General features: G+C 43.4%; 13 protein-coding genes and 1 other annotated feature (1 of these 14 only partly in view). Of the genes, 10 read left to right on the forward strand and 3 right to left on the reverse strand.

The genetic code is table 11. From position 1 onward, the window contains the following. Positions 1-40 (reverse strand) — a binding site (T-box leader); it reaches 174 nt to the left of the window's first position. Positions 41-135: 95 nt separating this feature from the next. The 5 genes from GLW00_RS11530 to GLW00_RS11550 all read left to right on the forward strand — a co-directional run bounded on the left by GLW00_RS11530 (position 136) and on the right by GLW00_RS11550 (position 4,750). After that, the gene (locus tag GLW00_RS11530; protein ID WP_160914186.1) at positions 136-756 is read left to right on the forward strand and encodes a DUF421 domain-containing protein; all 621 of its coding nucleotides are present in this window, start codon (positions 136-138) and stop codon (positions 754-756) included. A 57-nt stretch (positions 757-813) separates the two neighbouring features. Then, positions 814-1,143: a thioredoxin family protein gene (locus GLW00_RS11535; protein ID WP_160914187.1), complete on the forward strand. Its 330-nt coding sequence runs from the start codon at positions 814-816 to the stop codon at positions 1,141-1,143. Between the two features lie 314 nt (positions 1,144-1,457). Next, positions 1,458-2,300 (forward strand): pyrroline-5-carboxylate reductase, encoded by an 843-nt coding sequence (proC, locus tag GLW00_RS11540; protein ID WP_160914188.1) that lies wholly within the window; start codon positions 1,458-1,460, stop codon positions 2,298-2,300. Positions 2,301-2,339: 39 nt separating this feature from the next. Then, positions 2,340-3,470, forward strand: a complete 1,131-nt coding sequence (gene proB, locus GLW00_RS11545; protein WP_160914190.1) for a glutamate 5-kinase — start codon at positions 2,340-2,342, stop codon at positions 3,468-3,470. A 20-nt stretch (positions 3,471-3,490) separates the two neighbouring features. Further along, positions 3,491-4,750, forward strand: coding sequence for a glutamate-5-semialdehyde dehydrogenase (locus tag GLW00_RS11550; RefSeq protein WP_160914192.1), 1,260 nt, complete (start codon positions 3,491-3,493; stop codon positions 4,748-4,750). 171 nt (positions 4,751-4,921) lie between these two features. Here the strand turns inward: GLW00_RS11550 and GLW00_RS11555 are convergent, their stop codons facing one another. Then, positions 4,922-5,875 (reverse strand): nuclease-related domain-containing protein, encoded by a 954-nt coding sequence (locus GLW00_RS11555; RefSeq protein WP_160914194.1) that lies wholly within the window; start codon positions 5,873-5,875, stop codon positions 4,922-4,924. A gap of 71 nt (positions 5,876-5,946) precedes the next feature. On the opposite strand from GLW00_RS11555, the gene GLW00_RS11560 reads away from it, so the two are divergent. Then, positions 5,947-6,744: a nucleotidyltransferase domain-containing protein gene (locus GLW00_RS11560; protein WP_160914196.1), complete on the forward strand. Its 798-nt coding sequence runs from the start codon at positions 5,947-5,949 to the stop codon at positions 6,742-6,744. Here the strand turns inward: GLW00_RS11560 and GLW00_RS11565 are convergent. Then, positions 6,741-7,577, reverse strand: a complete 837-nt coding sequence (locus GLW00_RS11565) for an STAS domain-containing protein (RefSeq protein WP_160914198.1) — start codon at positions 7,575-7,577, stop codon at positions 6,741-6,743. The genes GLW00_RS11560 and GLW00_RS11565 overlap by 4 nt on opposite strands. Positions 7,578-7,729: 152 nt before the next feature. Here GLW00_RS11565 and GLW00_RS11570 point away from each other — a divergent pair, with 152 nt between their 5' ends. After that, complete coding sequence (locus GLW00_RS11570) at positions 7,730-8,191, forward strand: DinB family protein (protein WP_160914200.1); 462 nt, start codon at positions 7,730-7,732, stop codon at positions 8,189-8,191. A 4-nt stretch (positions 8,192-8,195) separates the two neighbouring features. Then, positions 8,196-8,675 carry a hypothetical protein gene (locus GLW00_RS11575; protein WP_160914202.1) on the forward strand — a complete coding sequence of 160 codons (480 nt, stop codon included), beginning with the start codon at positions 8,196-8,198 and terminating at the stop codon, positions 8,673-8,675. Between the two features lie 39 nt (positions 8,676-8,714). Here the strand turns inward: GLW00_RS11575 and GLW00_RS11580 are convergent, their stop codons facing one another. Continuing rightward, on the reverse strand, positions 8,715-9,275 hold the full coding sequence (locus tag GLW00_RS11580) for a CotY/CotZ family spore coat protein (RefSeq protein WP_160914204.1): 561 nt from the start codon (positions 9,273-9,275) through the stop codon (positions 8,715-8,717). A gap of 1,052 nt (positions 9,276-10,327) precedes the next feature. Here GLW00_RS11580 and GLW00_RS11585 point away from each other — a divergent pair. Together GLW00_RS11585 and GLW00_RS11590 are read left to right on the forward strand one after the other, a co-directional pair. Beyond that, the gene (locus GLW00_RS11585) at positions 10,328-11,539 is read left to right on the forward strand and encodes an acyl-CoA dehydrogenase (RefSeq protein WP_160914206.1); all 1,212 of its coding nucleotides are present in this window, start codon (positions 10,328-10,330) and stop codon (positions 11,537-11,539) included. Positions 11,540-11,543: 4 nt separating this feature from the next. Further along, on the forward strand, positions 11,544-12,323 hold the full coding sequence (locus tag GLW00_RS11590; protein WP_160914207.1) for an SDR family oxidoreductase: 780 nt from the start codon (positions 11,544-11,546) through the stop codon (positions 12,321-12,323). Positions 12,324-12,344 lie beyond the last annotated feature (21 nt).

Raw genomic sequence — 12,344 nt, forward strand, 5'->3', positions numbered from 1 at the left:
ATCTGTTCCAGACAGTTACTCTCTTTTTCCTAGAATTTCTATATTTGAAAAAATTATAGCGGAAAGCATTTCCTTTTGCAATCCCTTCTTTGAGAATATCCTGGTTTAAATAGGTGATTATACGAAGAGAGGTGATTGATCATGGATTGGATTTGGAAAGCCGTTCTCATTATTATTGTCGGTACAATCATATTACGGGTTGCTGGCAGGAAGTCCATTTCACAAATGACGTTATCGCAGACGGTCATTATGATTGCGATTGGTTCCTTACTGATTCAACCGGTGGCTGGAAAAAGTATATGGGTGACGTTCGGCGTGGGGGGAGTGCTCGTGCTTACATTGATGGTGATGGAATTCAGCCAGGTGAAATTTGATTTTATGGAACGTTTTCTTACAGGACGGTCTGTTTCCATTATTGAAAACGGACAGCTGAATGAAAAAAATATTAAGAAGCTGCGCTTTACTGTCGATCAGCTTGAAATGAAATTAAGGCAGAGTAATGTCACTTCTATTGATGACCTTAAATCGGCGACCCTGGAACCGAATGGGCAGGTCGGGTTTGAGTTGAAAAATCAAAAAAAACCAGCGACAAAGCAGGATATTGATGATTTATATCAGGAAATCCTTTCGTTAAAAAAGATGTTAAATCCCGATCAGGCTACACAGTTGCCGACTGAAAAACCGCCTACAGAAGATTTATTTAAAGAAGTAGAGACTAAGCAGCATCAGCAGGTCCACCCTGATCGTTTGAATTAAGTTCTCTTGCAGGCGTTTTGATCTATTCCTTGATATAATGGAGCAGAGGTGAGAAAAGTGGAATCCGTAAACAACATTGAAGAACTTCAGGCATTTGTTCATGAACATCCACTTTCAATAGTGTATGTTTCCAGGCCGGGATGTTCGGTCTGCCATGGTTTGCTTCCGCAAGTGGAAAGCCTGTTGAAGGAATACCCTGAAATTGAATCAAGACATGTAAACGCTGATGAAGTTCCACAAGTGGCCGGAGAGTTTTCTGTCATGACGGTGCCTGCCGTTTTGATTTACTCCGAAGGGAAAGAACTATTCCGTAAAGCCCGCTTCGTCCCCATTGGGGAACTGAATCAGCAACTGGCCAAACTGAATCATTTCATTAATGAAGGATGACCATCTGTTGAACCCTCAACAGATGGTTTTTTTATATGTTTATACGAACAAATAAAGTCTGATAATTCCCTCAATTTTGCTTTCTCCGGCTTTTCTTAAAAATTCAACCCGCAAATACATGTCTGAGACGAGATTATTTGCGATGAGAAGCGATGAATTGGAAATACCTCTCCATGAAACCGTTTACACTAACTAATTGGCGTATATAGACCCGACTTGCCAAAAACCCCTTGAATAAGTTTTGCCCAGTGTTATGATGAAAAACGTCTTAAATAAAGCGAACAAAAAATGCGAACGGGAGAGATTAACCCAATATGATTAAACAAACGATTGCTTTTCTAGGTGCAGGCTCTATGGCTGAGGCGATGATTTCAGGCATGGTGGAATCCGGTAATATTCCAGCTGAGAACATCATCGTGACCAATAGAAGTAATCAGGAACGTTTAAACACAATCAATGATAAATACGGCGTACGCACAGTTTTAAAAGATGAATTGAACTTTCAAGAAGTCGATCAGTTCATTTTGGCGATGAAGCCAAAAGATATTGATGCAGTACTTGCCGATTTGAAAGATAAATTGACAGCAAACCAAGTGCTTGTTTCTGTACTTGCGGGAATCTCAACATCTTATATGGAAGAACGATTGAACGAAGGACAACAGGTCATCCGTGTCATGCCGAATACGTCAAGCATGCTTCGCGAATCAGCGACAGCTATCTCACCAGGACGTTTCGCGGACATGGACAATGTACTTGTCGCGAAAGAATTAATGAAATCCATTGGTGAAGTTTTCATCATCGAAGAAGATAAAATGGACGTCTTTACAGGAATAGCTGGAAGCGGACCTGCTTACTTCTATTACTTGATGGAACACATTGAAGAAACAGGCCGTGCAGAAGGCATGGATCGTGAAACTCTTCGTGAAATCGGAGCACAAACATTGCTTGGAGCAGCAAAAATGATGCTTGAACGTGATGAAAGCCCGACAGAACTACGTGAAAATGTGACCTCACCGAATGGTACGACAGCAGCAGGGCTGAACGCTCTTGATCAGGCTGGCGGAGGTTATGCCATCTCTGAAGCGATCAAAGGAGCAGCCAGTCGTTCGAAAGAATTGAGCAAAGAACTTGAAGGACTACTTGTAGGCAGTAAATAAACGAAGTAAATCGATGCGAAAATGTTAAACAGGAGTGATATGTTGAGTCAAGATAAAAAAAGGGTAGTTATTAAAATAGGGAGTAGTTCCCTAACTAGTATGCACGGAGAAGTTAGCCGTCGTAAATTAGAGAAATTAGTAGATGAAGTCGTCCAACTGAAAGACGACGGCCACGAAGTTTTACTCGTATCCTCAGGAGCTGTAGCCGCAGGTTATCGTAAACTCGGCTGTCTTGAGCGCCCAAGCTCTTTACCTGAAAAACAGGCAGCTGCATCCATTGGCCAAGGATTGTTGATGGAATCTTATTCCGATCTTTTCCTATCCCACGGTTATATGGGTTCACAGATCCTCATTACTCGAAGCGACTTCTCTGATGAAGACCGCTATAACAATGCACGTAACACGATTAATGTCCTGCTTGAGCGCGGCATTATTCCGATCGTCAATGAAAATGACACGATTACGATCGATCGTTTGAAATTCGGTGATAACGACACACTTTCTGCTAAAGTCGCAGGCCTTGTCGATGCCGATCAATTGATCATTCTATCCGATATTGACGGACTTTACGATGCAGACCCTAGAAAGAATGAGGATGCTAAACTACTTGATAAAGTCCACGAAATTACCCCGGAAATTGAAGCCGCAGCTGGTGACCCTGGTAGTGCAGTCGGCACAGGCGGTATGAAGTCCAAGATTGACGCTTTCAAAATTTCTATGGCATCGGGCATCTCTTCCTTCTTAGGAAAGGCAAATACACCGAACATCGTTTATGATGCTGTGTACGGAGATGCAACAGGAACGTATTTTGAAACAACGACAGACTCTGAAAACCTTGACCAGAAGAAGCAGTGGATTGCCTTCAACTCTGGACCTGAAGGTGAAGTTATTATCGACCATCGTGCCAAAGAATCGATCGTTGAAATGAAGAAGAGTCTTCTTCCTATGAACGTTCATCATGTGAAAGGACGTTTTGAAAAAGGTGCCGTTGTCCGCATTCACGGACTTGATGGAGATGAGATCGGACTAGGCGTTGTCAACTACTCTTCTGAAGAGATGGAAAAAATGATCAGCCTGACGGAACCTGAACTTGAATCATATGAACAGGCAGCCATCGAACGCAAAGATTTCGTCTGCCACTTAGAAGTTGCCCTGCCCGTAGGTGTTTAAAATAATCAAGGAGGTCTTTGATGACACTAACAACGAATGTGAACGTTGAAGCACAAGCAATTGAAGCGAAGAAAGCTTCGAAAAAATTGATGATTCTTTCTGAAGAAGAGAAAAACCAGGCGCTTAATCACTTAGCTGATGTACTTGAACGCGAATACGAGACGATTCTAGCTGCTAATGAGAAAGATTTGGCCAACGGTCGTGAAAAAGGCTTCACTGATGCATTTATGGACCGTCTTTCTCTTTCTCAAGAGCGTGTCGCTGAGTTTGCTCAGGGTTTACGCGATGTTTCCAAACTTGAAGATCCAACAGGTCAAGTGGTGACGGATTGGACGCTTGAAAATGGCTTGCAAGTTGAAAAGGTAACTGTACCCCTAGGTGTCATCGGTATGATTTATGAAGCGCGCCCGAACGTAACCGTTGATGCAACTGGTCTGGCTTTGAAATCCGGTAATGCGATTGTACTGAAAGGCGGATCTTCTGCGATCAACTCAAACCAGGCCATCGTTGAAGTCATGCACCGTGGTCTTGAAGAAACGAAGATTCCGAAAGAAGCGGTACAATTCATCGCATCTACAGACCGTTCCGCAACAAATGAACTTTTCAAAATGAAAGAACACATTGACGTACTCATTCCACGTGGTGGCGGCAAGCTAATCCAGGCTGTTGTTGAGAATGCAACAGTACCAGTACTCGAAACAGGTGTTGGGAACTGCCACATCTATGTGGATAAACATGCCGATGTTGAGAAAGCGATCAACATTCTCGTGAACGCGAAAACAGATCGTCCGGCGGTATGTAACGCTGCTGAAACACTCGTTGTCCACAAAGAATGGTTGAACGACAATAAAGACGCACTTATCGCTGCCTTGAAAGAAAACAACATTGCTGTGCACGGCGATGAGTATATCCTGGATATTATTCCGGGTTCTGTACTCGCCGGTGAAGACGACTGGGCGAACGAATATTTGAGCACAGATATTGCCGTGAAAGCTGTGGATGATCTAACCGATGCGATTGCACACATTGAAACTTACGGTACGAAACACTCAGAAGCGATTGTGACCGAAGATGCAGAAGCAGCAGAGACATTCTTTGCACTAGTGGATGCTGCCGCACTTTATCACAATGCGTCCACACGTTTCACAGACGGTGGTGCGCTAGGCTTTGGAGCTGAAATCGGTATTTCCACACAAAAACTACATGCCCGTGGCCCGATGGGGCTTCCTGCACTGACGACAGTGAAGTTCTTGATGAAGGGTACCGGCCAAATTAGGTAAGATGTTTAGCGGAAGGGAGACTCTCAGGAGTTTCCCTTCTTTTTTTGTGCTGAGGACGGGAGGAAAGTGCCCTAACGTGGGTCGAAAGTGACTTAACGCGATCGCAAAGTGACCTAACTGAATTTAAAGTGACCTAACTAGTAACGAAAGTGACTTAACGACTCTTGAAAGTTACCTAATTAAATCTATCGTATATATTCTTGCTTTGGAGTGGCGGTTGTTGTGGGAGCAACATTGGTTTAAGAGAGTGCGCGCAACCTTAACGGAACAGATCCCCGCAGAAGCACGGAATTCTGCATTTGTAATCGTGTCTCCAATCAGTAATTGATGATCTCTTAACAAATGTAAATGCGCATCCTTAGATTTCGTTCCACACTGTCCACAAAGCCAATGATCGCGGCGGCGGATCATACCCAGTATGCGGCAAGAGGGACACGGCGCTCCCCTATTAAGCTCATCTTTTGAAATGCCATATTGTTTCATGACATTCAAATCATAGGGGATATATTCTGCTTTAGTCCGTGATGAGAATTCATTCAAGTGATCGTCCGTCCACACATTTTCTCCTTTAAAACTTTCTATGAATGTTGTTAGGTGAGTCGGTAGTTGTTTCACGAAGATGACTCTTTTTCTTTTACTAAGGTCTTCTCCTTGAAAGGTAAGGGAGGCATTGGAGTTTGCGATGACTATGAAAGAGTAGATAGGGATGGAGGGGAAGCCGGACCTCTTGATCCAGCGGTTCAACTGAAATTTCTGTAGTTCTACCTGTATAAAGGGATCTTGAAATATTTCACTTTTTCCTTCTATTGTTCTTATGAGTTTCTGTTGGTCAAGATCGAAATGGAGTCCCCCTTTGTAGTTTTTTACTTCTAAAATAACCAAGCATTTCTTGGAAATAAGCAGAGTGTCTATCTGTAAAGGTTGGATCCCATCGTGAAGCCTGACATCCTGCAGACATCTCCTTGGCAAGTACTCCATGTAGTGATCAGCAGTTGTTTCACCAAAATGCCCGGCAGACAAGCGGCCGTGACGGTTTGCTATTTCTTCTCTGAGAGGATGATGGGTGGAAATTCGATTAAGAAGAGATTCAAGCTTTAAAAGTTCTAGTGATTTTTCTCGAGGCATATTCAAACTCCTTTTACAAAAAATTCATTCTATTATATGATGATGTAATCTTTATCTTTAGGAGGGGTAGGATGAGACAGAGAGAAGCAGTAGATACGATAACGAAAAGTTTGCAGAAAGATAATCTTGTGAAGGCTGTTTTTCTAAAGGGTTCGATGGGCCGAGAAGAGGAAGATGAGCACTCAGATGTGGATTTGTATGTGCTGGTTGACGAGGCCGACAAAGAAGCATTTTTGAATAATAGAAAAAAGCACCTTCAAAGCTATCAGCCTATCATTTTCTATGATGATATTTTTATTATCGCTCCTCAAATTATTGTTGTATATGAAAATCTCCTGCACGTCGACCTTTTTACAGTTACTGAGGAAACGCTCGTACATAAAGATTTTTTCCGTGTTCTCTATGATCCGGAACAACGTATGGAAAAGCATACATCTCATCAGAATCTCTATTTATCTGAAAAGGATTTTTTATATGCGGTCGATGACATTGCTTTCTTCTTCCTGCAATACAAGAAAGCGGCTGATCGTGGGAATGACATTTGGGCTGTAAAGGTAGCTAACGATATAGGTGTGAATGTGGGGAAGCTTCTTTTACAAAAATACGCACCGGATCGAGCGCAGCTTGGCTTGAAGACTGTCCCATATGCACTTCCATCTGCTCACGTTCAGGAAATGGAGAACGTTTATCGCTCGGTTTCATTAGAGGAACATGATAAGGCTGTAGGCCAAATGGCTGTTATGATGGAAAAACATTTGGAGTGGCTCGAGGAGTGTCTGGGATATGAAACCTATACCCTTCCTTTTTTAAAGAGAATGATTGAAGTAATAAAAAATAGAACTCCCTTGGCAGGGAGCTCTGGTGATTAAAAGGATTGACCGGCCATCGCTTGGGAAAGCGTCGCGGTAGTTGTGACATTTTTGAAATCGACACCGAGCTGCACAGCTGTTTGAGCAATTTCCGGTCGAATACCGACAACGGTCGATGAAACACCGATCAATTGTAAACTATCAATCAATTGAAAAATCTGCTGAGCCACCATGGTGTCGACGAGATAAACACCTGATAGATCGATATAGAGAACATCGATGTTCTCTTCTGTACAATTTTTCAAGGTGTTCTCCTGAATCGATGTAGCACGTTCGGTATCGATATTACCGACCAGCGGGAGAAGGGCACGGTCGTTTGATAATTGTATAAGAGGTGAACTTAATTCGTTGATCACCGTGCGTTGGTGATCAATCTTTTTATTCAGCTGGTTGGACTTTTCTTCTGACACCTTGAACATGATTTCATCAAAGACTTCAATTAACAAACGTTTCCATTCATTTTCCAGATCTCGGGAAACAGGGGTTTCATGCTGGAGGATAAACTCTTCCAGAAAATCCAGATATTGTTCACGAACACGCATGAATTCCCGGATGATTTCATGTGTTGGTGTATTTAAATGGTTGGGGTCTCTGCCAATTTCAATAATCCACCCATTGATTTGGCTGAAGAATTCATCGCGGTCAAGGATAAAAAGCTGACGCATATATTTATGAAATTCATAATTTTGTGCTTTTAGATTTTTGACGGTTTCCGAATCTTTGGATGCATATACTCCTGACACATCATGTTGATTTAATGAATTGTACCATTCTTCTGTTAAAACTTTCGCTTTATGGAGAAGAAAGTCGTGTAAAGCTTGGTTCGTTTCCATTCGCAAGCTCCTCTCTATAAAATGAGCCTCTATAGGTGTGAATGTGAGAGGATCATCCTTTATCTTCATTATAAATGGAAGAACTAATCTTTCCAATAGGATTGACTTAAGGTTATTAAAAAAGGGAATATCCAAACAAGGAGGTGTTTCACATGGCTCTTAGAGAAGTGTTATTGGAACAGTTGAGATCTGTTCATGATGAAAACAGCTGGTTTGTCTGTTTTAATTATGCCGTAAGAGAATTGGAAGAACCACAAGCGGTGGAGAAACTGCATGACCAGCACCATTCTATTGCTGAAATTGTGCATCATCTTTATTTTTACAATGAACGTTACTTAAGTCGATTCCGCGGAGAGGAGGTCGCTGAACGCCCGCGCCACTATGATACGTTTCAAAATCACGGACAAGTGCAGTGGCATACAAGAGTGGCTGACTTCCAACTGGTCATGACGATGTTTAAACAAGAGGTTCTATCATGTAGTCAAGAAAAACTTGAAATGTGGGCAGAGACCCTGTCGAATTTATTCATGCACAATGCTTACCATATTGGACAGATTGTAACCATTCGAAAGCGAAACGGATGGTGGGGGATGAATCCAGTGGTGAAAGGTTAATCATATGAAAAAATACAGCATGGTTGTCGCACTATTAATATTCATTCTGAGTGTGAGTTACTTTAGTAATGGAAATGATAAGCAGGAAGCGCTCAACAAAGATGCAATCCAGGAAATTACTTTAGAAGTAAAAGGAGAGTCGTATTCTTTAAAGGGTAAAGTTGTTTGCCTACACGAGAAAAATTGTTCTGTTTCTGAAGAGCAGCGGTCCATTTCTCAATTGGAGAAAGAACTGAAGATAAAAGATTATGAGTTGCAAAGGTCCACAGAAATAACATTGAGTTTCTCTACAAGAGACCCAGATATGATCTTCTACGATAAAATGGATACCAACTCCGTTACTACCACCTCTGTAGAGGGTACCAGTTTTGAAGTCTATGGATTGGATGATTCAGAAAAGGTTTACCGTATCGGGGTCCAGTGGGAGGACACAGATGGAGAAGTTACGCGCGCTTATTATCCGATCCGTGTATCTATTATGTAAAAAAACGTGCAGGAACAAGGTTCCATGCACGTTTTTTAATTAATCTTCGAATTGAGACATAGCGTCGTCCATTTCCTGGCGTGTCGCCATCAATGGAGTAGTAGGCTCTAGACATGTGATGCTGCAGAAGCAATCAAGGTCTACAGTAATGCAGACTCCTGTCGCACGAAGATTACGGATAGAGTTTCCTGGGAAATAGTCACACACATGTTTTCCGTTACAGGATCTCTCTGGTTGTGATCCTCCCATTGTCACAGGGATCAAAAGCTCCAGCTTCACGCATTTTCCATCATTCGTGAATTTTTTAGCTCTGAAAATTGGAGAGCTTAGGCAATCAAGAAATGTGTTTTCAGACATTCCCAGTTGCTTGCGAATGACACCACTTCCGACGAATGGCTTGCAGTCTTTGCAGTACAAAATGAATGGAACAGTAGTGTTACGTGGAGTTTCATCAGCAGGTGAAAGCAAATCACGGATGGAACGCTCACAGCTGACATCACAACACCCATTATCCATCAAAGCAGCCACTTCATCTTGAGCTTTGATGATTTCTTTGATCACATCGCGAACGCAGCTGTTATCTTTTCCTTTACAACTCATTAAAACATCTCCTTCTTTGTTTTTCTATACATTCTATGGCTATTCATAGAGAGTGCTTGTATAGTTGCCTATTATTCTAAGAATCTTCATAGTTTGTAAAAATACTAGGTAAATGCCAAGGCAATGAGAGGACACAGGCATACTTTATAGTACTGAGAGTTCACGAAAGCTCGAGGTACATGGTTTACCACGCCATGGAAAATTTCCCTACGGTCTGATGCCAGCGTACACTGGCATCTTTTTTTATTTCTCCTTATTAAAGTAAATGGCAGGATTCTTGAAGACTCAGTTCCAGACTTTTCGGGGGTCGTTTGCTTAGCTTAGCGTTAGGGGTGGCTGGGAAGCTACTCATCTAGCTCCATCGCCCAGACACTCGCGTCATAAGCAGCACAGCAAAGGAATGAAAGGGCACATTCCTTTGCTGTGCTGCTTATGCCAGTCGTGTCTACCAGGTCGATTCCGCATTTGAACACTTTCCTGTGGGGGAGTGCCGAGCTTCCTCGAGCTACGCCCTGCGGGATCTCGCCGATCTCCTTTCTCCCACGGGAGTCTCGCAGCTTCCCAACCACCCCATACGATTAAAGTGATAAACGACTCCCTTTGCCGAGTGTGAGTGTTTTTCACAAATCCTGAATCTATAGTGATAAAGAGCTCTATAACAGGCTTAATCATTGAGAATAGCGGTGGTTAATCCACATTGCTTCACTTTCTTTAGGAGTAAAAGCTTCCTTTTCCGGAAGTGGTTTCGAGATACTTATATGGCAAAGGGGCGGAGGGGGATGGCGAGACTCCTGCGGGAAAAAATGCAGGATGAGACCCCACAGGACGCTCACCGCGCTCCCGCGGAAAGCGAGTCATCCTCCGTAGCCCCAACACACCGCACAAACATCTCGAAACTGAGTCTTCAAGAATAGGGAGCTTTCCTGGAAGAGGGAGGATTCGATCTTAAATATGAATAATCATTCACTTTTTGTTGAATTTTCAGAATAGTAGGTATAAAATGGATGCATACTAACCGTTTGGTATGTTTTTGCGAAGGAGGAGGAAAAAGGGTGAACTTTGATTATTCCGATAAGGTTAAAGGCTACCTTGAAAAGCTGGGACGGTTTATGGATGAATACATTTATCCGAATGAGTCGGTGTATGAGAACCAATTAAATGCACAAGATGATCGCTTTTCGGAAGTTCCTCCTATTATGGAAGAGCTGAAATTGAAGGCGAAAGAGGAAGGTCTTTGGAATTTGTTTTTACCTGACGATACATATGGGGCGGGTCTCTCAAACCTTGAATATGCTCCGCTCTGTGAGATGATGGGACGTTCGCTCATCGGCCCAGAAGTTTTCAATTGCAATGCACCAGATACAGGAAATATGGAGGTGCTTGCGCGCTATGGAAGTGAAGCTCAAAAAAACGAATGGCTGAAACCTCTATTGAAAGGGGAGATCAGGTCCTGCTTTTCTATGACTGAGCCGGATGTAGCTTCTTCTGATGCGACAAATATTAAGTCTATCATTACGCAGGACGGGGACGATTATATCATCAATGGTCGGAAATGGTGGTCTTCGGGCGCGGGGGATCCAAGGTGTAAAATAGCCATTTTTATGGGGAAGACGGATCCAAATGCGAAGCGTCATGAACAACAGTCGATGATTCTTGTCCCTTTGGATACAGAAGGGGTTCACATAAAACGTATGTTGCCTGTGTTTGGGTATGACCATGCTCCTCATGGCCATGCAGAAATTGATTTTAACAATGTCCGTGTACCGAAGGAAAACATAATTTGGGGAGAAGGGAAGGGGTTCGCCATCGCTCAAGGGCGCCTTGGACCTGGAAGAATCCACCACTGCATGCGGTTAATCGGAGCGGCAGAACGAGCACTTGAAGATTTATGTAAGCGTGTTCAAAAAAGAGAAGCCTTTCATCGTCCATTGGCCGACCAAGGGGTGGTGAGGGAGTGGATCGCAGACTCCCGGATTGAACTTGAACAGGCACGTCTGCTTACTTTGAAGGCTGCTTATATGATGGACACTGTTGGTAACAAAGAAGCGAAAACTGAAATCGCCATGATTAAGGTGGTCGCCCCGAATATGGCATTAAAAGTGATTGATCGGGCGATTCAAGCTCATGGAGGGGCAGGGGTCAGTGATGATTTTACATTGGCAGCCCAATGGGCAAATTCACGGACATTGAGGTTGGCTGACGGTCCGGATGAGGTCCATAGGAGACAAATCGCTAAACTTGAATTATCTAAATATGAGGAGTGAGACCATGCATGTTAAAGATCTTTTTGATTTGAAAGGTAAAACCGCCCTGGTTACGGGAGGTGGTCGCGGCCTCGGTGAGCAAATTGCTGAAGGTCTCGCAGAAGCTGGGGCAAATATAATTGTTTGCTCCCGTAAACAAGAGGCATGTGAACAAACAGCCCTCAGGTTGGAAAGTGAATGTGGTGTCGAGACTCTTGCCCTCGGATGTGATGTCACAAACCCTGATGATATTGATCGTGTAGTGGATGAAGCGGTAGCCAAATTCGGATCGATTGATATTCTTGTTAACAATAGTGGGGCTACGTGGGGTGCCCCGACACTTGAGATGCCCTTGGAAGCCTTCCAAAAGGTGATGAATGTTAATGTAACTGGAACTTTCCTTATGTCCCAAAAGGTTGGCGAGCACATGGTTAAGCAGAAATCCGGAAAAATCATCAATATCGCTTCTGTTGCTGGCCTTGGTGGAGCGGATCCAAGGTTTATGGAGACCGTCGGTTACAATGCCAGTAAAGGGGCGGTCATCACATTTACGAAGGATCTTGCGGTGAAGTGGGGAGCGCATAACATTCAAGTGAACGCCCTTGCTCCCGGCTTCTTCCCGACGAAAATGTCGCAAGGTGTGCTTGAGCACGGAGGAGATTTCATTCTCGATCGAACGCCGCTTGGGCGCTTCGGTTCGGAGGAGGACTTGAAGGGAGCGGCTCTATTTCTGGCGTGTCGGGCCTCGGATTATGTGACCGGAGACGTTCTCGTTGTCGACGGTGGCATGCACGCTTCCTGTTGATGGATTTTGTTGAGTTAGGAC

The sequence above is a fragment of the Halobacillus litoralis genome, assembly GCF_009856445.1.
Lineage (GTDB): Bacteria > Bacillota > Bacilli > Bacillales > Halobacillaceae > Halobacillus > Halobacillus litoralis.